The 18,916-nt window shown below is 65.5% G+C and carries 20 protein-coding genes and 3 tRNA genes; 8 read left to right on the top strand and 15 right to left on the bottom strand.

Features of this window, described 5'->3' with window-relative positions; translation table 11 throughout:
• Positions 1-17: 17 nt before the first annotated feature.
• Both AACH40_RS06195 and thiE read right to left on the bottom strand, forming a co-directional pair.
• On the bottom strand, positions 18-1,145 hold the full coding sequence (locus AACH40_RS06195; RefSeq protein ID WP_338644817.1) for a L,D-transpeptidase: 1,128 nt from the start codon (positions 1,143-1,145) through the stop codon (positions 18-20).
• Positions 1,146-1,199: 54 nt separating this feature from the next.
• Complete coding sequence (thiE, locus tag AACH40_RS06190) at positions 1,200-1,847, bottom strand: thiamine phosphate synthase (protein WP_169492695.1); 648 nt, start codon at positions 1,845-1,847, stop codon at positions 1,200-1,202.
• Positions 1,848-1,930: 83 nt separating this feature from the next.
• On the opposite strand from thiE, the gene AACH40_RS06185 reads away from it, so the two are divergent.
• A complete protein-coding gene (locus tag AACH40_RS06185) occupies positions 1,931-2,308 on the top strand; it encodes a hypothetical protein (RefSeq protein WP_338644815.1) in 378 nt (125 codons plus the stop codon).
• Between the two features lie 12 nt (positions 2,309-2,320).
• Here the strand turns inward: AACH40_RS06185 and AACH40_RS06180 are convergent, their stop codons facing one another.
• The 6 genes from AACH40_RS06180 to tkt form a co-directional block, all read right to left on the bottom strand.
• Positions 2,321-2,791, bottom strand: a complete 471-nt coding sequence (locus AACH40_RS06180) for a hypothetical protein (RefSeq protein ID WP_338644813.1) — start codon at positions 2,789-2,791, stop codon at positions 2,321-2,323.
• 109 nt (positions 2,792-2,900) lie between these two features.
• The gene (locus tag AACH40_RS06175) at positions 2,901-3,809 is read right to left on the bottom strand and encodes a fructose bisphosphate aldolase (RefSeq protein ID WP_338644811.1); all 909 of its coding nucleotides are present in this window, start codon (positions 3,807-3,809) and stop codon (positions 2,901-2,903) included.
• 120 nt (positions 3,810-3,929) lie between these two features.
• A complete protein-coding gene (locus AACH40_RS06170) occupies positions 3,930-5,114 on the bottom strand; it encodes a phosphoglycerate kinase (RefSeq protein ID WP_338644809.1) in 1,185 nt (394 codons plus the stop codon).
• Positions 5,111-5,584, bottom strand: coding sequence for an MOSC domain-containing protein (locus AACH40_RS06165; RefSeq protein ID WP_338644807.1), 474 nt, complete (start codon positions 5,582-5,584; stop codon positions 5,111-5,113). Before AACH40_RS06165 ends, AACH40_RS06170 begins: the two co-directional genes overlap by 4 nt.
• A gap of 9 nt (positions 5,585-5,593) precedes the next feature.
• On the bottom strand, positions 5,594-6,601 hold the full coding sequence (gene gap / locus AACH40_RS06160) for a type I glyceraldehyde-3-phosphate dehydrogenase (RefSeq protein WP_169492690.1): 1,008 nt from the start codon (positions 6,599-6,601) through the stop codon (positions 5,594-5,596).
• Between the two features lie 19 nt (positions 6,602-6,620).
• On the bottom strand, positions 6,621-8,588 hold the full coding sequence (gene tkt / locus AACH40_RS06155; RefSeq protein ID WP_338644804.1) for a transketolase: 1,968 nt from the start codon (positions 8,586-8,588) through the stop codon (positions 6,621-6,623).
• A gap of 293 nt (positions 8,589-8,881) precedes the next feature.
• Between tkt and AACH40_RS06150 the strand changes: the two genes are divergently transcribed.
• The 4 genes from AACH40_RS06150 to AACH40_RS06135 all read left to right on the top strand — a co-directional run bounded on the left by AACH40_RS06150 (position 8,882) and on the right by AACH40_RS06135 (position 10,489).
• Complete coding sequence (locus AACH40_RS06150) at positions 8,882-9,109, top strand: hypothetical protein (RefSeq protein ID WP_169492688.1); 228 nt, start codon at positions 8,882-8,884, stop codon at positions 9,107-9,109.
• Positions 9,110-9,112: 3 nt separating this feature from the next.
• Complete coding sequence (locus AACH40_RS06145) at positions 9,113-9,445, top strand: cell division protein ZapA (protein WP_169492687.1); 333 nt, start codon at positions 9,113-9,115, stop codon at positions 9,443-9,445.
• Positions 9,446-9,663: 218 nt separating this feature from the next.
• The gene (locus AACH40_RS06140) at positions 9,664-10,239 is read left to right on the top strand and encodes a 5-formyltetrahydrofolate cyclo-ligase (RefSeq protein WP_338644797.1); all 576 of its coding nucleotides are present in this window, start codon (positions 9,664-9,666) and stop codon (positions 10,237-10,239) included.
• Between the two features lie 22 nt (positions 10,240-10,261).
• Complete coding sequence (locus AACH40_RS06135) at positions 10,262-10,489, top strand: DUF2842 domain-containing protein (RefSeq protein ID WP_338644795.1); 228 nt, start codon at positions 10,262-10,264, stop codon at positions 10,487-10,489.
• Between the two features lie 89 nt (positions 10,490-10,578).
• Here AACH40_RS06135 and AACH40_RS06130 read toward each other — a convergent pair.
• The 6 genes from AACH40_RS06130 to thyA form a co-directional block, all read right to left on the bottom strand.
• A tRNA-Asp gene (locus AACH40_RS06130) sits at positions 10,579-10,655 on the bottom strand.
• A 53-nt stretch (positions 10,656-10,708) separates the two neighbouring features.
• Positions 10,709-10,785 (bottom strand) — tRNA-Asp (locus AACH40_RS06125).
• A gap of 88 nt (positions 10,786-10,873) precedes the next feature.
• Positions 10,874-12,196, bottom strand: a complete 1,323-nt coding sequence (locus AACH40_RS06120; protein WP_338644793.1) for a dihydrolipoamide acetyltransferase family protein — start codon at positions 12,194-12,196, stop codon at positions 10,874-10,876.
• A 5-nt stretch (positions 12,197-12,201) separates the two neighbouring features.
• Positions 12,202-13,254, bottom strand: coding sequence for an alpha-ketoacid dehydrogenase subunit beta (locus tag AACH40_RS06115; RefSeq protein WP_338644791.1), 1,053 nt, complete (start codon positions 13,252-13,254; stop codon positions 12,202-12,204).
• Positions 13,255-13,256: 2 nt separating this feature from the next.
• Positions 13,257-14,540, bottom strand: a complete 1,284-nt coding sequence (locus AACH40_RS06110; RefSeq protein ID WP_338644789.1) for a 3-methyl-2-oxobutanoate dehydrogenase (2-methylpropanoyl-transferring) subunit alpha — start codon at positions 14,538-14,540, stop codon at positions 13,257-13,259.
• Between the two features lie 134 nt (positions 14,541-14,674).
• Positions 14,675-15,631 carry a thymidylate synthase gene (gene thyA, locus AACH40_RS06105; protein WP_338644787.1) on the bottom strand — a complete coding sequence of 319 codons (957 nt, stop codon included), beginning with the start codon at positions 15,629-15,631 and terminating at the stop codon, positions 14,675-14,677.
• A 127-nt stretch (positions 15,632-15,758) separates the two neighbouring features.
• Between thyA and AACH40_RS06100 the strand changes: the two genes are divergently transcribed.
• From AACH40_RS06100 to AACH40_RS06090, 3 genes are all read left to right on the top strand, one after another.
• Positions 15,759-16,112: a hypothetical protein gene (locus AACH40_RS06100; RefSeq protein ID WP_338644785.1), complete on the top strand. Its 354-nt coding sequence runs from the start codon at positions 15,759-15,761 to the stop codon at positions 16,110-16,112.
• Positions 16,105-17,628 carry a methyl-accepting chemotaxis protein gene (locus AACH40_RS06095; protein ID WP_338644783.1) on the top strand — a complete coding sequence of 508 codons (1,524 nt, stop codon included), beginning with the start codon at positions 16,105-16,107 and terminating at the stop codon, positions 17,626-17,628. Before AACH40_RS06100 ends, AACH40_RS06095 begins: the two co-directional genes overlap by 8 nt.
• A gap of 123 nt (positions 17,629-17,751) precedes the next feature.
• Positions 17,752-17,828, top strand: a tRNA-Pro gene (locus AACH40_RS06090).
• A gap of 89 nt (positions 17,829-17,917) precedes the next feature.
• Here the strand turns inward: AACH40_RS06090 and AACH40_RS06085 are convergent.
• Positions 17,918-18,907: a site-specific integrase gene (locus tag AACH40_RS06085; RefSeq protein ID WP_338644781.1), complete on the bottom strand. Its 990-nt coding sequence runs from the start codon at positions 18,905-18,907 to the stop codon at positions 17,918-17,920.
• Positions 18,908-18,916 lie beyond the last annotated feature (9 nt).

The following is an 18,916-nucleotide window of genomic DNA, read 5'->3' as shown; positions in this document are numbered from 1 at the left end:
CCCCCGACTTCACCGCGTCAGGCAACGAATTCCACCTTGGTCTTGGTCGAGACCATCTGGGCAAGGCGCGCGACGTCCCAGTTGGTCAGGCGCACGCAGCCGTGGCTCTGGCTACGGCCGATCGTCTGCGGTTCGGGCGTGCCGTGGATGCCGTAGTGTTCCTTGGACAGATCGATCCAGACCACGCCCACCGGGCCGTTGGGGCCGGGCGGAAGCAGGACCTTGGGCTTCTTGTCCGACACATCCCAGAACAGGTCCGGGTTATAGTGGAACTTGGGATTGTGATCGATGCCGTAGATCTTCCAGTTGCCCAGCGGCAGAGGATCGTGGCTCGACCCGGTCGTGACGGTGAACAGCGCGACCAGCTTTCCGGCGGTGTCGTATCCGCTCAGGGTGCCCTTGCTGCGGCTGACGACGATTCGGTCGAGCGGGGGCTGGTCGGTGCCGACGCCCAGCGAGGCAAGCGTGCGCAGCCAGTCTTCATCCTGCTTGCCAACGGCGGAGATCGCATCGTTGCCCACATTGGGCACGCGGATCTTCTGGCCAGCGGCGAAGGCGACCGGCGGCGATCCGTGTGGCGCAGGGTTGAGCGCGTGGAGCACCTCGGGCGTGGTATGGAAGCGTTCGGCGAGCTTTTCATCGAGCGAGGCGTAGCCGAGGGAGGGAAGCTTGGCCTGTTCGACCGGGTCCTTGGGCAGGGGCGCGAAGGGACCCGCGGCGAAATCGGCGAGGATGGTGACCACGCGCGTGGCGGCGATCTGCGACCAGCGCGACAGCAGGGTCTGCGTCTGGTCGTCAAGCTCGCCCGATTGCGGCAGGTCGTTCGCCTGTTGCAGGCCACGCAGCGCGTTGTGGGTGGACAGGCCCATCTGTCCGTCGATCACACCGGGCGCAAAGCCGAGGCGTTCGAGCACGACCTGCACCTTCATGATCGGGCGCGGCTGATCGTCGGCGGCGGCAGGATCGGGCGCCTGGCCGGGGCCCGGATCGTGCGAGGCCATCGAATCGGCGGTGATGCCCTGCTGTTCCTGCGCCGGCTCGGAAGCTGCTCCGGTATCGGTCGCACCCGTGCCAATTCCCGAACTGTTCGAATTGCAAGCCGCCAGCGAAAGGGCGAGGCAGGTAGTCAGCAGAAAGCGACGCATCAGTGTTCCCGGTGTTATATTTCCCGGGAAACACCTTGGCGTTCAATGGGTTCCTCAGCCCTCTCGCGCGGCAGCAAGGATCGCGTCGGCAAGGCGGCGGACACCCAGGGCTTCGTCGGCTCCCCAGATGGCCTGGCTTACCGCGAGAAAGTCGGCACCGGCCTGCACCAGCCCTGCGCAATTGTCCGCAGTGATCCCCCCGATGGCGACGCAGGGCAGTTCGAACAGCGTCGACCACCAAGTGAGCAATTCGGGCTCTGGCCGGTGCTTGGTTTCCTTGGTGCTGCTGGGGAAGAACGCGCCGAAGGCGACATAGTCCGCTCCGGCCTCGCCCGCTTCCATGGCAAGATGGCGGCTGTCGTGACAGGTGACGCCGATCTGGGCATCGCGCCCCAGCCGCTGGCGCGCTTCGGCGACGGTGCCGTCCTCCTGGCCAAGATGCACGCCGTCTGCACCCAGGCGCTTGGCGAGCGCCACCGAATCGTTGACGATGAACGCCACTTCGCGATCGGCGCAAATGCGCTGGAGCGGCTCGGCAAGCCGCGCGGCCTGGTGTTCATCGACATTCTTTACCCGGAACTGGAACGCGGCAATCGGCGCGGCCGGGTCCGAGGCATCGAGCGCGCGGGCCAGCCGGTCGGCAAACGTGCCGGAGACATCGAGCGGCGAGATCAGGTAGATCGAACAGGAAGGGTGAGCCATGGGACGAGCGCCCTACCCTTCCCGCCAGCCCTGCGCAATCGGGCGTTCCGGAACCGTTCAGCCCCAGCGCCGATTATGGCCGCATGAAGAAGCTGCTGCTCCCCCTGATCGCCTTCGCACCGCTTGCCGCCTGCGCTACGATTCCAGCCGATATCCGGACTGACGGATTTGCACGGCTGAACGAGGCGACCCGCGCCGGGCCCGTCACCGTCCGGCCGGTGGACGTGGTCGAGGACAGCCGCTGCCCGATGAACGCGCGCTGCATCTGGGCGGGCCGCGTGGTCGTTTCTGCCGTGATCACCGAAGACGGCCGCAAGCAGGAGCGCAAGCTGGTGCTGGGCGAACCGGCGCTGCTGACGTCTGGCAGCGTCATGCTCGATACGGTCGAACCGCCAACCCGCACCGACACCCCGATCCGTCCGCAGGATTATCGCTTTCACTTCAGCTGGACGGGCCGCTGACGAAGCCGCGCTTCAGCCCGAAACGGCAATTCCGTGTTGCGTCATGGCGGCATCGAAGGGTGACGGATCGTCCAGCCGTATGGCGAAGCGACGACGCTTGCCGGCGAGTGCCCCTTCCGCGACTTCGATGATGCGGTTGGGATAAGCCACGGGCACCAGCTTGCGCACATCTGGCGCGCCGAGCGTGCCCGCGGGCCAATCGCGCAGGATGCCGGCAATCTGATCAAGCCGCAGCTCGATCCTGCGCAGCGAGCCCATGTGCAGGACCAGGACATCGCCATCCAGCCGATGCGGCAACCGCGCGAACGAGCGGATCCAGCCGACCAGCCAGACGAGCGACAGGAAGGTCAGGATCGTGAGCGGCCAGGCGAGCGCCGGCCACTTGAGCGAAACCAACAGGTGAACGGCGAGCATTTCGAGCACCGCCAGACCAAACAGCGCCCAGACCATCGGCGCGACGCTGCGATGATAGGGAAAGGTCACGGCGGCATCCTGAGGCTGAAACGGAGACGCCCCGCCCCCGGTTGACGGGGTGCGGGGCGGCCTTTCTCCATCCTCACGCAACTTGTGGAAGGGGTTTCCCCTTCACGCATCAGGCCGCGACGGCGGCGGTCTTCTGCGTCGAACCGTTGTAGATTTCGTCGATCGCCGCACCGAGCGAGGCATCGAATTCGGCGTCGCTCATCTGGAAGCGCAGGTCTTCGAGCAGAGCGCGGCTGAAGCTGGCGATGATGCCGGTGTTCTTGGCAAGTTCGACGCAGGCTTCGGGGCGCTTGTAGCCGCCCGAAAGCGCGACGACGCGAAGGACCTTGGGGTGCGAGACGAGCGGATCGAACGTGCCCGGCACGATCGGCAGCGACAGCTTGAGCATGACCTGCTGGCCTTCGGGCAGCTCGTCGAGGTTCTTGAGGATCTCGGCGAGCAGGATCTTGTCGCAGTCGGCGCGGGTTTCGCTCTTGATGTTCACTTCGGGTTCGATGATCGGCATCATGCCGTGCGAAAGCACCTGCTTGCCCACTTCGAACTGCTGCTTGACCACGGCGGCGATGCCTTCGGCATTGGCCGAATTGATGACCGAGCGCTCCTTGGTGCCATAGACGCCCAGCGCCTTCGACTTTTCGAGCAGCGCGTCGAGCGTGGGCATCGGCTTCATCAGCTGGACGCCGTTGGCTTCGTCTTCCAGGCCCTTGTCGATCTTGATGAAGGGCACGACGCCCTTTTCGATCAGCGCGGCCGGCGTCGGCTTGCCATCGACGGTGCCGTCCATGGTGCGTTCGAACAGGATCGCGCCGATAACCTTGTCGCCGGTAAAAGCGGGCGACTTGATGATGCGGCTGCGCATGTCGTGGATCAGGCCGAACATTTCCTCTTCGGTGTTCCACGCGCCCGCTTCCACGCCGTAACCGGCAAGTGCCTTGGGCGTCGAACCGCCGCTCTGGTCGAGCGCGGCGATAAATCCGTTACCCGCGGCCATCTTCTCGGTCATTTCGGCGTAGTTCATGGCTGATCCCGTGCTGTGGAAAAGAATCGGGCAAGCGGCCCGTGCATACCTATGCGCAAACGCTCCATAAACAGGCGCGGGTTGCAGTGCAACATCGCGCCTGTCCGGTGGGTCGATTTTTTATCCGAGCGCGGCGACGCCGGGCAGTTCCTTGCCTTCCATCCATTCAAGGAAAGCGCCGCCAGCCGTCGAGATATAGGAGAAGTCGCCCGCCACGCCCGCGTGGTTGAGCGCGGCGACGGTATCGCCCCCTCCCGCGACCGAGATCAGCGAACCTTCCTTGCTGAGCGCGGCGGCGGTGCGGGCCAGCGCCACGGTCGCGGCATCGAACGGCTCCATTTCGAAGGCGCCCATCGGCCCGTTCCAGACCAGCGTGCGGCAGGTCTTGAGCACATCGCCCAGCGCTTCCACCGCCTGCGGCCCCACGTCGAGGATCATTTCGTCGGCGGCGACTTCGTGCACGTTGCAGGTGCGCAGCGAAGGCGGGTTGGCGGCAAATTCCTTCGACACGACCACGTCATAGGGCAGATGCACGGTGCAACCGGCCTTGTCGGCATTGTCGAGGATTTCCTCGGCCGTGGCCTTCAGATCATGCTCGCACAGCGACTTGCCCACATCGACGCCTCGCGCGGCGAGGAAGGTGTTGGCCATGCCGCCACCGATGATCAGGTGATCGACCTTCGAGACGAGGTGCTTGAGCACGTCGAGCTTGGTCGAAACCTTCGCCCCGCCGACGACGGCAGCGACCGGCCGTTCGGGCGCGCCAAGCGCCTTTTCCAGCGCCTTGAGCTCGGCCTCCATGGCCCGACCGGCAAAGGCTGGCAGCACCCGGGCGAGGCCCTCGGTCGAAGCGTGGGCGCGGTGCGCGGCGGAGAATGCGTCGTTGACGTAGAAGTCGCCCAAGCTGGCGAAGCGCTCGATCACGGCAGGATCGTTCTTTTCCTCGCCGCCGAAGAAGCGCGTGTTTTCGAGCACGGCGATGCTGCCGGGGGCAAGCGCGGCCACGGCGGCCTTGTCGCCCTCCCAGTCGATGTAGCTGACCGGACGGCCCAGCACGTGGGCGAGCGGGTCGGCCAGCTTCTTCAGCGAAAATTCTTCGGACGGCTGGCCCTTGGGACGGCCGAAGTGGGCCAGCACCAGCACCTTGGCGCCCTTGTCGGAAAGCTCGGTCAGCGTCGCCACGGTGGCGCGCAGGCGGGTATCGTCGGTGACCCTGCCATCGGCCATCGGCACGTTGAGGTCTTCACGGACCAGCACGGACTTGCCGGTCACGTCCCCGATATCGTCCAGCGTCTTGAAGCTCATGTCTCGATCCTCACTTCGTCGCCGATGGCGATGTCGCCATCGCTGATGACCTTGCCACACACGCCGCCGCGCCAATCGGGCAGCAGCGCGGCTTTCAGGCCGGGGGCAATTTCGTCCATGCGGCTGCAGGGGTCGCATTCGCAGTTGATGCGGATGCGCAGGGCTTCGCCGATGCGGATGATGGCGCCGGGTTGGCGTGGCAGGCGCAGACCGGAAACCAGGAGGTTTGCGCGGCGCACGTGCCAGGGCAGGTCGATCTTGAGATCGGCCAGCGCGGCGGCCCAGCTTTCCGCCTCCATGACGGTGATCTGGCGCTTGCCCGTCTTGCCGGGGCGGAGGGCGCCACGCAGATCGCCGTGGACGCCCTCGCCTTCGGTCACGCGTACGCGGGAGATGGTCTCGATGGGACCGCGCGGCCGATCATGCCGCGCGATTCCCTCCAGAACGCCTGAGCGCTGTCCCGCGTCCATCGCGGATGCTTAGAGGAACTTGCCCATCGCGCCCGCGGTATCGAGCATGCGGTTCGAGAAGCCCCATTCGTTGTCGTACCACGACAGCACGCGCACCAGCTTGCCTTCGAGCACCGCGGTTTCGAGGCTGTCGATGGTCGACGAGTGCGAATCGTGGTTGAAGTCGATCGAGACCAGCGGCTCGTCGGTGTAGCCGAGCACGCCCTTGAGCGCGCCCTCGGCAGCTGCCTTGAGCAGGCCGTTGACTTCCTCGACCGTGGTGTCGCGCTTGGGCGTGAAGGTCAGGTCGACGACCGAGACGTTCGGGGTGGGAACGCGGATCGACGAACCATCGAGCTTGCCCTTCAGGTCGGGCAGCACTTCGCCCACGGCGACGGCGGCGCCGGTGCTGGTCGGGATCATGTTCATCGCGGCAGCGCGGGCGCGGCGCGGATCCTTGTGCAGCTGGTCGAGGATCTTCTGGTCGTTGGTGTACGAGTGGATCGTCGTCATCAGGCCACGCTCGATGCCGATCGATTCATGCAGCACCTTGGCCAGCGGCGCGAGGCAGTTGGTGGTGCACGACGCGTTCGACACGATCTTGTGGTCGGCGGTCAGCTTGTCGTGGTTGACGCCGAACACGACGGTGAGGTCGACGCCCTTGGCCGGCGCCGAGATCAGCACGCGCTTGGCGCCCGCGTCGAGATGCTTCTGGCCGCCGGCGCGATCCACGAAGAAGCCGGTGCATTCCAGCGCAATGTCGATGCCGTTGGCGGCGTGCGGCAGGTTGGCCGGATCCTTTTCGGCAGTGACCTGGATGCGCTTGCCGTTGATGATCAGATCGTTGCCATCGACCGAGACATCGCCCGGGAAAGCGCCGTGGACGCTGTCGCGCTTGAACAGCAGGGCGTTTGCCTTGGCATCGGCGAGATCGTTGATCGAAACCAGCTCGAGCCCTGCTTCGGGGCGTTCGAGAATGGCGCGCGCGACGTTGCGCCCGATACGTCCGAAACCGTTGATCGCAACCTTGATCGCCATGTCAAAAACTCCCTTTAAATCACGAAAGACGTTCGAGGATCTGCGGGACGATCTTGTCCACGCTGAACCCGAAGTGATCGAACAGGACGTCGGCCGGTGCCGATGCGCCGAAGGTATCCAGGCCGATGGTCAAGCCATCGCCGACATACTTCTGCCAGCCGAAGGTGACGCCCGCCTCGATCGAGACCTTGAGCAAGCCGGCCGGAAGAACGTCGGCCTTGTAGGCGGCGTCCTGAGCGTCGAACAGTTCGAGGCACGGGGCCGAGACCACGTCCGCGCCAATGCCCTTGGCTTCGAGCGCGACGGCGACGTCCTTGGCGAGTGCCACTTCCGAACCGGTGGCGACGAGCACGACCTTGCGATCGGCTTCGGCGCTAACCAGGCGATAGGCGCCCTTGGCGCTCTTCATTTCGGCATCGAAGCGGACCGGCGGCAGGTTCTGGCGCGACAGGGCGAGGACCGAGGAGGCATGCTTGTCGGCCAGCGCGAGCGCCCAGGCTTCGGCCGTCTCGATCGCGTCGGCCGGGCGGAACACCTTGAGGCCGGGGATCATGCGCAGGCTCATCACATGCTCGACCGGCTGGTGGGTCGGGCCATCTTCGCCCAGGCCGATAGAATCGTGGCTCAGCACATAGATCGCGCGGGTGTGCTGCAGCGCCGACATGCGGATCGCGTTGCGACAGTAGTCCGCGAAGACCAGGAAGGTGCCGCCGTAGGGAATGATGCCGCCATGCAGCGCCATGCCGTTCATCGCCGCGGCCATGCCGAATTCGCGGATGCCGTAGAACACGTAGCGACCGTCGTAGCTGTCCGGGCCGAACGGCAGGGTCGACTTGGTCTTGGTAAGGTTCGAGCCGGTCAGGTCCGCCGAGCCACCGACCATTTCGGGGATGGCGGCGGTGAAGGCTTCGAGCGCCATCTCGCTCGCCTTGCGGGTGGCGACCTTGGGCGGGTTGGCGATCAGCGACTGGACATAGGCATCGAAGCCCGTGTCGGCGGGAAGATCGCCGGCCATGCGGCGGGCGAGTTCCCCGGCCTTGTCGCTGGCGGCGGCGCGCGCCTGCCATTCGGCATGGGCCGCCTTGCCCGCTTCGCCGGTCGAGCGCCAGTTGGCAAGGATCTCCGCCGGAATCTCGAACGGGGCCGAAGTCCACCCGAGGTATTCGCGCGCGGCGGCGATTTCGTCGGCGCCCAGCGGCGCACCATGGACGTTGTGGCCGCCCTGCTTGTTGGGCGCGCCCTTGCCGATCACGGTACGGCAGGCGACGATCGAGGGGCGCGGATCGGCAGCAGCTTCGGCCAGTGCACGGGCGATGTCGGCGAAGTCATGCCCATCGCACGAGGTGGTATGCCAGCCGGTGGCGGCGTAGCGGCCGAGGATGTCCTCGCTGGTGGACAGCGAGGTATCGCCGTCGATGGTGATCTTGTTGTCATCCCACAGCACGTTCAGGCGGCCGAGCTTGAGCGTGCCGGCAAGGCCGATGGCTTCGTGGTTGACGCCTTCCATCAGGCAGCCGTCGCCGGCGATCACCCAAGTCTTGTGATCGACCAGGTCATCGCCGAACTGGGCGTTGAGATGGCGTTCCGCCATCGCCATGCCCACGGCCATCGCGATGCCCTGACCAAGCGGGCCGGTGGTGCATTCGACGCCATCGATCAGGAAGTTTTCCGGATGCCCCGCGCAGACGCTGTTCATCTGGCGGAAGTTGCGGATGTCATCCATCGTCGGGCTGGCGTAGCCCGAGAGGTGGAGCAGAGAATAGATCAGCATCGAGCCGTGGCCGGCCGAGAGCACGAAGCGATCGCGGTCCGCCCACTTGGGCGCCGAGGGATCGAACTTCAGGAACTGCGACCACAGCACGGTGGCGACGTCTGCCATGCCCATCGGCATGCCGGGGTGGCCGGAATTGGCAGCCTGGACCGCGTCCATGGCAAGCGCACGGATCGCGTTGGCCATGGGACCGAGCGCGGCGGGATCACGAGTCATAACCTGAGAAAAACCCTTCTGGCGCGCAAATCGGCACGCATTATCGGTGATTCGGAGCGCGGCCTCTTTGGTGACCCCGCCCCCAAGCGTCAAGTTTGCGAGGGTGACGCGCTCACCCTCTCGTGTCGAGCCGACGCATACGTTCGCGTCCCGGCCGCGCATACGAATGCGGACGCCGATTCGCAAGCCCGGTCACGGAGAGGGCCCGCCGGCGCGCTTATCAACAGGTCAGCTTGGCTTGTGCCGAGGAGCGGCGTTACAACCCCGCCTGCTCTATGCTAGCGATTGGAATCATGGCGAGCGAACACGATCTCGAAGCAGCGCTGGACCGTATCGAGCAGGCCCTTGCCCGGCTCGAGGCCGCAGCGGCAAAGCAGGCCGAGCATGTCGAGCAGAGCGGCGCGGCCGTGGTCGAGCTGGGCGAACTCCGCACGCGCCATCGCAAGCTCAAGGATACCGTCGCCCAGGAGCTGCGTCAGCTGGACCTGCTTCTCGCCAACCTTCCCAGCCAGCGCGGTTAGCCCATGAGCAACGTCACCCTTACCATCGGCGGGCGCAATTTCACGGTTTCGGCAACCGATGGCGAGGAAAGCCACATCGAGATGCTGGGCCGGATGATCGACGAGCGCGCGCGCCGCATCGGTGCGCAAAACCAGTCCGAGCCGCGCATGCTGCTGTTTGCCGCGCTCGTCATGGCGGACGAGTTGCATGAAGCGCACAAGGCCGCGCCCCCGCCTGCTGCGGAGCCGCTGCCGCCCGCCGGTCCATCGCCCGAAGTGCTGGCGCGGATCGACACGATCGCGGCGCGGGTCGAAAAACTCGCGATGCACCTTGAGCATGTGGGCCCGGCGTCCTAGATCGGATGGCGACGGGTACTGCCCGGCACGAGCCGTTGAAACATCCCTGAGGCTATAAGCAAATCCATGGGGGCTGTCCCTGCCCTGGACCACTCTGTTTCCATTGGGGTCCCGGGTAAATGGTCCCCACCTGACGTTGAGGCGTCGGTGGATTTTCCGAGCAAACGACCCATGGTGGTCCCGTCACCCACCTTTCCCTGAGCAAAGCTGGAGTACCTGTGCCGGAAAGCAAGGCCGCCTTGCGCAAGACGTTACGCGCCGCGCGCCGCGATCACGTCGCCGCGCTCGATCCGCGCGTGAAGGCCCTGCTGTTCATGCGCCCCCCGGCTCCGCTCCTGAACATCGTGCCCGATGGCGCGACGATCGGGCTCTATGCCGCAACGGCCGACGAGGCTCCGGCGTTTTCCTATGCGCGCTTCTTCCATGAAGGGGGGCACCGCATCGCCCTGCCCTGGTTCGCATCCCGCGAAGCGGCGATGACGTTCCGCACGTGGGCATCTCCGCATGTCGACGAACTGCTGGTGCCTGGTCCCTACGGGATGGCGCAGCCAGTCGAGGACGCCGACGAAGTGGTGCCCGATCTGCTGTTCGTGCCGCTGGTCGGCTTCACTGCAAACGGACAACGGCTGGGCCAGGGCGGTGGCCATTACGACCGCTGGCTGGCAGCGTATCCCGAAGTGCCCGCCATCGGCCTTGCCTGGGATGCACAATTGGTCGACAGCCTGCCCGAAGAGCCCCATGACCGCCCGCTGCGCGCCGTGGTAACCCCGACACGGCTTTACGGGCCATGGTGACCGGAACGGAAAGGCAGTGAGCATGGACGAGTTCAAGGATGCGCGTCCCACCTGGCGCAAGCCGGTCGGCATCCTGGCGCTGTTCGCGGCCCTCATGGCCTATGCGGTGCTGGTGGCGGCACTGTCAAACTGGATCGGCGCGCTTCCGGTGCTGGCGCAGGTGCCGATCTATCTGGTGCTGGGCGTGGCCTGGCTGCTGCCGTTGCGGCGCTTCCTGATCTGGATGGAAACGGGCCGCTGGTCGGCCTGACAGATTTCCATTCGCCAGAGCATGACCCAAACGAAAAAGGCGTCCCGCAGGACGCCTTTTCACTTTTCGATGCATGATCATTTCGACGATGGCGCGAGTGACGGGGCTCGAACCCGCGACCTCCGGCGTGACAGGCCGGCACTCTAACCAACTGAGCTACACCCGCTCATCGTCAAAAAAGGGCGCCCGCAAGCGCCCCATTTCGTGTCCCAAAGCGAATGGCGCGAGTGACGGGGCTCGAACCCGCGACCTCCGGCGTGACAGGCCGGCACTCTAACCAACTGAGCTACACCCGCGTTTCCGCTTGGGAGCCGCGCCACTATGCCAGCGCAGCGCGCCTGTCAACAAAGTGTCGCGACAATTTTTCCACCTCTTCCACAGCGATCAGTCGGCGAGCAAAAGCACCGGCGTTTCGATCAGTTTCTTGACTGCCTGGACGAAGCTTGCCGCGTCCCAGCCATCGACAACACGATGGTCGCAGCTGATCGAGATGTTCATCAGCTTGCGCTTCTCGATGCGCTCGCCACCCATGCCGTCGGGCACGAACATCGGCCGTTCGATGATGCGGTTGGGACCGATGATGGCGACTTCGGGGCGGTTGATCACAGGCGTGGTGGCGACGCCGCCAAGCGGCCCGAGCGAAGTGACCGTCAGGGTCGAGCCAGACAGCTCCTCGGACTTGGCGGTGCCGTTGCGCGCGGCTTCGGCAAGGCGCCCGATCTCGCGCGCGAGCAGCCACAGGTTGAGGCCCTGTGCGTTGCGGATCACCGGGACCATCAGGCCGGCGGGCGTTTGTGCCGCCATGCCCATGTGCACTGCGCCATAGCGCGTCACCACGCCGGCTTCATCGTCATAGCGCGCATTGAGCATCGGGAACTGCGGCAGCAGCCGGCAGAACGCGGTGATCAGCAGCGGCAGCATCGTCAGCTTCGGCTTGTCGCCGCGATTGGCGTTGAGCTGTTCACGCATCGCCTCGAGCGCGGTCACGTCGCATTCCTCGACATAGGAGAAGTGCGGGATGTTGCGCTTGGATGCGGCCATGTTCTCGGCGATGCGGCGGCGCAGGCCGATGACCTTGATCGTCTCGTCCCCGCGATCGGGGCCCGCCGCGCGATAGCCACCCGCTGCGTTGTAGGCGAGGAACTGGTCAAGATCGGCGTGGCGGATGCGTCCTTCCTCGGACGGGCGCACTTCGGAAAGGTCAATGCCGAGATCGTGGGCGCGCTGGCGGACGGCCGGGCTGGCGAGGACCTTGGCGCCGTGCGCCGTGCGGGACGGCTGCAGTCCAGGCTTGGCTGCTGCAGGTGGCCGACTTGGCGGCGGTGAAGCCGGAACGACAGGCGCCGGAGCTGGAGCCGGAGCCGGTTCGGGCGCGACTTCGGCAACCGCGGGGGTTTCCGCCTCGATGCGCTGCTCGACGACTTCGGCCTTGGGTGCGGGCGCGGCTTCTTCGACCTCCCCTTCCCCTTCGGTCTCGATCACCACCAGCGGCGAACCGATCGCGACGACATCGCCGACGTCACCCGCGACCTGGACGATGATGCCCGAGACCGGGCTTTCCATTTCAACCGTGGCCTTGTCGGTCATCATGTCGGCCACGCGGCCGTCTTCCTCGACGCGGTCGCCGACCTTGACGTGCCAGGCGACGATCTCGGCCTCGGCGATGCCTTCGCCGATGTCCGGCAGGCGGAATGTGAACTTGCCCATGGGGTTCAAGCCTTCATCAAGCGGTCGATGGCCTCGCCAATGCGGACGGGACCCGGAAAATAAGCCCATTCAAGGCTGTGCGGATAAGGCGTGTCGAAGCCCGTCACGCGCTCGATGGGCGCTTCGAGGTGGTAGAAGCAGCGCTCCTGCACCAGCGCGGAAAGCTCTGCACCGAAGCCACCGGTGCGCGTCGCCTCGTGAACGATCAGGCACTTGCCGGTCTTTTCCACCGAAGCCTCGATCGTCTCGATGTCGAGCGGGACGAGCGTGCGCAGGTCGATGATCTCGGCATCGACGCCCTTTTCGGCGCAGACCGCCGCGGCGACGTGGACCATGGTGCCGTAGGCGAGCACGGTGAAGGCCTGCCCCGGCCGCACGATCCGCGCCTTGCCCAAGGGAATCGAATAATAGCCCTCCGGCACCCCGCTGTCGGCGTGCTTGTTCCACGGCTCGACCGGCTTGTCGTAGTAGCCGTTGAACGGGCCGTTGTAGATCCGCTTGGGTTCGAAGAAGATCACCGGATCGTTGTCCTCGATCGCGGCTATCAGCAGGCCCTTGGCGTCATGTGGGGTGGAAGGCACCACCGTCTTGAGGCCCGCCACATGCGTGAACAATGCCTCGGGGCTCTGGCTGTGGGTCTGGCCGCCGAAGATGCCGCCACCGAAGGGCGAGCGCACGGTCAGCGGCGCGATGAATTCGCCCGCAGAACGATAGCGCAGGCGTGCCGCTTCCGAGACGAGCTGGTCGAGCCCGGGGTAGATGTAGTCAGCAAACTGGATTTCCGGCACGGGGCGAAGGCCATAGGCCCCCATGCCGACCGCCACGCCGATGATCCCGCATTCGGAGATCGGCGTGTCGAACACGCGGGATTTGCCGTACTTCTTCTGCAGGCCGGCGGTGGCACGGAATACGCCGCCGAAATAGCCGACGTCCTCGCCCATCACGACGATGTTGTTGTCGCGCTCCATCATGATGTCGAGCGCGTCGTTGATCGCCTCGATCATGTTGAGGCGGCGGGTCGGGGCGTCAGCAAGGCTAACCGGGGCTTCCTCGATCATGCTCACGACTCCTTCCATTCCGGCCACTTGATGCGGCGCTCGCGGATCGCCTGCTCGCTCTGTTCCTTAAGGTGCCAGGGCAGGTCTTCGAACACGTCCTCGAACATGGTGTGGAACGGGTGGTGCAGGCCGTGGCCGAGCACGCCGTTCTTCTCGGCCTCCTTGGTGGCAGCCTTGACCTGCTCCATCAGTTCGCGGTCCATCGCGGCGTGCTGGTCTTCCGACCACTCGCCGAGCGCGATCAGGTGCTTCTTGAGCCGGTTGATCGGATCGCCCAGCGGCCACTCTTCACGCTCCTGCGCGGAGCGGTACTGGCCGGGATCGTCCGACGTCGAATGGCCTTCGGCGCGGTAGGTGAAGTGTTCGATCAGCGTCGGCCCGCCATTGGCGCGGGCACGGTTGGCGGCCCACTGCGTGGCGGCATAGACCGCGAGCGGATCGTTACCGTCGACGCGCAGGCCGGCCATGCCATAGCCGATGGCGCGCGCGGCAAAGGTCGTGCGCTCGGCGCCGGCGAACCCTGAAAAACTCGAGATCGCCCACTGGTTGTTGACCACGTTGAAGATCACCGGGGCGTTGTAGACCGTGGCGAAAGTCATCGCCGAGTGGAAGTCGCCTTCCGCGGTCGAGCCTTCGCCCACCCACGTCGCGGCGATGCGGGTGTCGCCCTTGATCGCGCTCGCCATGGCCCAGCCGACGGCCTGCGGATATTGCGTGGCGAGGTTGCCGCTGATGGTGAAGAACGAAGCCTCGCGCGCCGAATACATGATCGGCAGCTGACGGCCCTTCAGCTTGTCGGCCCGGTTCGAGTAGATCTGGTTGATCATCTCGACCATCGGATAGCCGCGTGCGATCAGGATGCCCTGCTGGCGATAGCTGGGGAACACCATGTCGTCGCCCGCCAGCGCCATCGCCGGCGCGACCGAGGTGGCCTCCTCGCCGGTGCACTTCATGTAGAAGCTGGTCTTGCCCTGGCGCTGGCCGCGATACATGCGATCGTCGAAGGCGCGGGTGAGCGCCATCGTGCGCAGCATCCGGCGCAGCGTTTCGGCATCAAGCCGCGGATCCCAGGGCCCGTGCGCCGCATCATCCTCGCCCAGCACGCGCACGAGATCCATGCACAGCGGGTGCGTTTCGACCGCTGCGCAGCCTTCGTCGGGACGCGGCTGCGCGCCAGCCGGCGGTACCTCGATATGTGAATAATCCACGGCATCGCCGGGCCGGAACTTGGGCTCGGGCACGTGGAGCGAAAGGGGCGGCAGGTTGCCGTTCGCCTTCGCGGTCATGCTGTGCAAATCCGCATGTCTGGACTCTCCCGCGAAGCGAACGCGCGAGGAACCGCCTCGTGCCGATGCTCGCAAAATTTTAGCGCCTTGTTATTTTATTACGCGGCGCTTTCCGAGTCAATCAGGGCCCCGCACTAGACGGCGACAGGCGCGGACAAGGCTTTCTGCGGCTCGTAGCCGTGCACGACAAAGTCCGAGATGGCGTAATCGAAGATGGAATCCGGGCGGCGAATCAGCTCGAGCCGGGGGTCGCCCGCAGGCGTACGCGCCAGCTGCTGCTCAACCAGATCCGCGTGGTTCAGGTACAGGTGAGTGTCTCCGCCCATCCACACCAGCTCGCCCGGTTCAAGGTCACATTGCTGGGCGAGCATGCGGATGAACAGCGCGGCACCCCACAGGTTGAACGGCAAGCCCAGAGCAACGTCGCAACTGCGCTGGTAGAGCAGGCCATTGAGCCTATTGCCGGCCAAGTGAAACTGGTACGTCTTGTGGCAGGGCGGCAGGGCCATCGCGTCAAGCTCGGCGACGTTCCACCCTTCGACGATGTGCCGACGACTGCCAGGACTGTTGCGCAGGCTTTCGACCACTTGCGCGACCTGGTTCACGCCGCCGGCGCGCTGGCGAAACAGCCCCTCGCCCGCCGGCTCATAGACCGGCCAGTCGACCCATTGCTTGCCGTATACCGGCCCCAGATCGCCCCAGCGCGCGGCGAAATCCGCATCTTCGACAATGCGGCGTGAAAAGTCCGCGCGTTCGATCGGATCCCCCGTTTCGCGGCGGTAGCGATCGAGCGGCCAGTCCGTCCATATCTCCACACCCTGCGCACAAAGCGCGCGGATGTTGGTATCCCCGGTCAGGAACCACAGGAATTCGCGCGTCGCGGTCTTCCAGTAGACACGCTTGGTGGTGAGCAACGGCATGCGCCCGCCGGACAGATCGAAGCGCAACTGCGCACCGAAGACGGACCGCGTGCCGACGCCCGTGCGGTCGACACGCTCATCTCCATGCTCCCAGATCCGACGCATGAGATCGAGATACTGCCACTCGGGATGATCGGGCAGGGAATCGGACGGGGCCAGCCGGGATGCCATGCCCGCAGACTAGGCGCGCGCGGTCGGCAGCGGAAGGGGCGATCGCCCAAACCTTGCGCCAAAGCCTACGTAGTGTTCCGTTGCCCCTTTGGGCGAACCATCAAGCGCGGCTTGCCATAGCACTTCAATGGCCGGTCGTTTGTCCAGAATCGCAGCGAGTCAGGCAGTTGCGCCAATCCAGGCGATGCTTGCACTTGTCCTGTTTGCCCTCGCGACCGGCTATCCCTTCGCGGGGCGAGCCGCCGTTGCCATACCGTTTGCCGGGGAAACGTCGCGCCACGCGATCACCTCGCTGTCCGAGGGGGCCCAGATCCTCGGTCAGTCATCGGTGGGCGGGTGGCCAGTCGTGAAGCTCGCGCGAAGCGATGCGGCTTTCTCTGCGCTTCAGCACGGCTGGCTGCTGATCGCGGTGCCTTCCACACTTTGCGCCCTGCCCAAGCCAAAGGGCGGCGAACCATCAAGGACTTCTGAAAATGGATGATCTCGAAGACCTGCGCCGGCGGGGCGTCCGCGCGCTGGCAGCGATCGGCTGGCTGTGCACCGCCATCGCCCTGGGCCGCGCTCTGGCGGGTGGCGGCTATCTGCCCGCGCTGCTGGCCGTGGCGCTTTCGGTTCTTCCGACCCTGTTTGCAATTTCGGGCCGTTGCGACGCCCAAGTCCGCCTCGTGCTTGGCCTGACCATACCGCTCTATCCCGCGCTGTTTCTTGCGCAGTGGTCCGGCTCCGACTGGATTCTCGACCAGCACATGGTCTTCTTTGCCGTGATCGCCACGCTTGCGATGCTGGCAGACTGGCGCCCCATCTTGGTGGCGGCAGCGGTGACGGCAGTCCACCATCTCGCCACGAACTTCCTCGCGCCGACGCTCGTCTTTCCTGACGGCCCCGACTTTACGCGCGTCGTGATGCATGCCGTGATCGTGGTCGTGGAAAGCGGCGCATTGATGTTTCTTTCCAGCCAGCTCGAGACACAAGTTGTCCGCCAGGCGTCTGCCCGCAGCACGGCGGAAGAGTTCGCCCAGGCCAGTGCGCGCGAACGCGAACAGGTCGCCGCCGAGCAGAAGGCAGTGATCGATGCGCTGGAAGCCCGGCTTGCGGCCCTTGCGCAGGGGGACCTGGCAATGCGCATCGAGCAGGCGTTCCCGGCTGCGTATGAGCCGTTGCGCATGACGCTGAATGCCGCGACGAGCGACCTTTCCCGCCTCGTCCGCTCGGTCAGCGACAGCGCACTGCAGATCACCAATGGATCGGCCGAAATCCGCAATGCCTCCGACGACCTTTCGCGCCGGACCGAACAGCAGGCAAGCGCCGTGGAACACAGTGGCTCGGCAACGCACAAGCTGACGCAGGAAATCGAATCGACCGCCAGCCGCGCTGGTGAGGTCAATGTCTCGATCAGCACGGCGCAAGCCGATGCCTATAACGGCGGCCAGGTCGTGGAGCGCGCGATTGACGCGATGAACGCGATCGAGCAGTCGGCAGGCGAGATCAGCCAGATCATCACCTTGATCGACGGCATCGCCTTCCAGACCAACCTGCTGGCGCTCAATGCCGGGGTCGAGGCCGCACGCGCTGGCGACGCGGGCAAGGGGTTTGCCGTGGTTGCCAATGAAGTGCGCGCGCTGGCCCAGCGCACGGCAGATGCTGCGCAGACGATCAAGAGCCTGATCAGCGTCTCGAGCGAGCAGGTCAGCCAAGGCGTTGCGCTCGTCGGCGAGACCGGCACTGTGCTGCGCACGATCGTGGAGCAGATCACCGGGATCGGCAGCGCCATCGGCGACATCGCCAGCGCTGCGGAAGCGCAGGCGCGCGACCTTCACAGCGTGGGCCGCTCGTTCGGCGATCTCGACCGGGTGACCCAGCAGAACGCCGCGATGGTCGAAGAGAGCAACGCTGCGGCACACAGCCTGGCGCGGGAGGCAGAGAGCCTAAAGGCCCTTGTCGCGCGGTTCCGGACCGAAGCGGCAAGTGCCGGCTTCACGCTGCGGCACGCGGCTTGATCCGCGTAAATCCGCGGAAAACGGGAGGGTCGCAAAAATTGTGCCCTCCCCGCTTGCGTACCGGCAAACGCCCCCGTATAGGGCGCGCCTGCCTTGCAGCCGGGTGACCGGCCGCAGATCGGTCGGGGAATAGCTCAGCCTGGTAGAGCACTGTCTTCGGGAGGCAGGGGCCGGAGGTTCGAATCCTCTTTCCCCGACCACTTCACAAGCAATGAACCCTCGGGAAACCGGGGGTTTTTTGTTGCCTGCGCGCCATGCGCAGACATGGGTCGAAGCCCCATATTGAACCTCATGCGACACTCCCGATCGCGTTCGCGACCTTCGAAAGATAGCCCGGAGAATACCTGGCGTAGTGCTTGGCGGTGGTCGATGCGTCGTCGTGACCCATGAACTGAGCCAATTCGTCCATGCTGACGCCTGCCTCTGCCGCCCAGACCGCGCCGGTGTGGCGCAGCGTGTAAGGCGTCGCGCGGACATTGCTCCTTTCGGAGGCCGCCTGAAACGCCTTCTTGATGCAGGCGACGGGTCGGCCACCGCGCTCGATCACGTGATCTGTGGTGCGCGCAGCGTGGCCCTTCTGCAGCTCGACCATCAACTCGTCGCTGATCGGCACGACGGTGCGGCGCTTGGCCGTGCGCTTGTGGCCTGGCGGCGTGAAGTCGATCAGCCGGCGCATGAAGTCGACGCGATCCCAGGTCAGTTCGAGGATCGCGGACGGGCGGGCCATCGTGTAGAGGCCGAGCATGACGTAGAGCCGGGCGTGGTCGGCCTTCACCGCGGCGAAGAACCGCTTAAGCTCCGGGCGCGTCAGGTGCCGGGTCTTGCGCTCGGGCTGTTGCGGAAGCCAGATCGCCGGGCGCTTGTCGAGACGCGGGCCGTTGGTTGTCGCCCAGCCCAGCGCGGTCGATAGCTGCAGAAGTTCATAGCGCGCCGTGGCGTCACCGACCTTACGGGCGTTGCGGTAGGCGCGGCACATCGTCTCGTCGATCAGCTTGGGATCCACGTTGTCCCAGAAAAGCTTCATCGCCTTCCACGCATCCTGCCGCCGCCCATACGAGGGCTTGTGGCTGATGGTGGAAAGGTACGAGGTCATGATCCGGCCCACGGTCCAGACACCACGGTCGGCGCCGGCCCAGAGAGCGCGGGCTTCCGCCTCGGCGCTCTGCCGATCCGTGGCGGCGAGCTGGCGGCGGACGCGCTTGCCATCGAGCTTGTAGACGAGCGCGAAGCCGCCTCGCAGTCGTTGGACGCTGAACTCGCTATCATTTGCTGCTGGCATTCGAACTTC

Source organism: Novosphingobium olei, assembly GCF_037076535.1.
Taxonomy (GTDB): Bacteria; Pseudomonadota; Alphaproteobacteria; order Sphingomonadales; family Sphingomonadaceae; genus Novosphingobium; species Novosphingobium olei.
Note: the sequence above shows the minus strand (reverse complement) of the source record. Positions and strands in the feature narration are given on the sequence as shown.

Coding starts and splice junctions, on each gene's coding strand:
- AACH40_RS06150 (WP_169492688.1), top strand. CDS start 8,882: ATGGCGAGCGAACACGATCTCGAAGCAGCGCTGGACCGTATCGAGCAG.
- thiE (WP_169492695.1), bottom strand. CDS start 1,847: ATGGCTCACCCTTCCTGTTCGATCTACCTGATCTCGCCGCTCGATGTC.
- AACH40_RS06145 (WP_169492687.1), top strand. CDS start 9,113: ATGAGCAACGTCACCCTTACCATCGGCGGGCGCAATTTCACGGTTTCG.
- AACH40_RS06095 (WP_338644783.1), top strand. CDS start 16,105: ATGGATGATCTCGAAGACCTGCGCCGGCGGGGCGTCCGCGCGCTGGCA.
- AACH40_RS06170 (WP_338644809.1), bottom strand. CDS start 5,114: ATGAGCTTCAAGACGCTGGACGATATCGGGGACGTGACCGGCAAGTCC.
- AACH40_RS06175 (WP_338644811.1), bottom strand. CDS start 3,809: ATGAACTACGCCGAAATGACCGAGAAGATGGCCGCGGGTAACGGATTT.
- AACH40_RS06085 (WP_338644781.1), bottom strand. CDS start 18,907: ATGCCAGCAGCAAATGATAGCGAGTTCAGCGTCCAACGACTGCGAGGC.
- thyA (WP_338644787.1), bottom strand. CDS start 15,631: ATGGCATCCCGGCTGGCCCCGTCCGATTCCCTGCCCGATCATCCCGAG.
- AACH40_RS06100 (WP_338644785.1), top strand. CDS start 15,759: ATGGCCGGTCGTTTGTCCAGAATCGCAGCGAGTCAGGCAGTTGCGCCA.
- AACH40_RS06135 (WP_338644795.1), top strand. CDS start 10,262: ATGGACGAGTTCAAGGATGCGCGTCCCACCTGGCGCAAGCCGGTCGGC.
- AACH40_RS06120 (WP_338644793.1), bottom strand. CDS start 12,196: ATGGGCAAGTTCACATTCCGCCTGCCGGACATCGGCGAAGGCATCGCC.
- AACH40_RS06195 (WP_338644817.1), bottom strand. CDS start 1,145: ATGCGTCGCTTTCTGCTGACTACCTGCCTCGCCCTTTCGCTGGCGGCT.
- AACH40_RS06185 (WP_338644815.1), top strand. CDS start 1,931: ATGAAGAAGCTGCTGCTCCCCCTGATCGCCTTCGCACCGCTTGCCGCC.
- gap (WP_169492690.1), bottom strand. CDS start 6,601: ATGGCGATCAAGGTTGCGATCAACGGTTTCGGACGTATCGGGCGCAAC.
- tkt (WP_338644804.1), bottom strand. CDS start 8,588: ATGACTCGTGATCCCGCCGCGCTCGGTCCCATGGCCAACGCGATCCGT.
- AACH40_RS06110 (WP_338644789.1), bottom strand. CDS start 14,540: ATGACCGCGAAGGCGAACGGCAACCTGCCGCCCCTTTCGCTCCACGTG.
- AACH40_RS06165 (WP_338644807.1), bottom strand. CDS start 5,584: ATGGACGCGGGACAGCGCTCAGGCGTTCTGGAGGGAATCGCGCGGCAT.
- AACH40_RS06115 (WP_338644791.1), bottom strand. CDS start 13,254: ATGATCGAGGAAGCCCCGGTTAGCCTTGCTGACGCCCCGACCCGCCGC.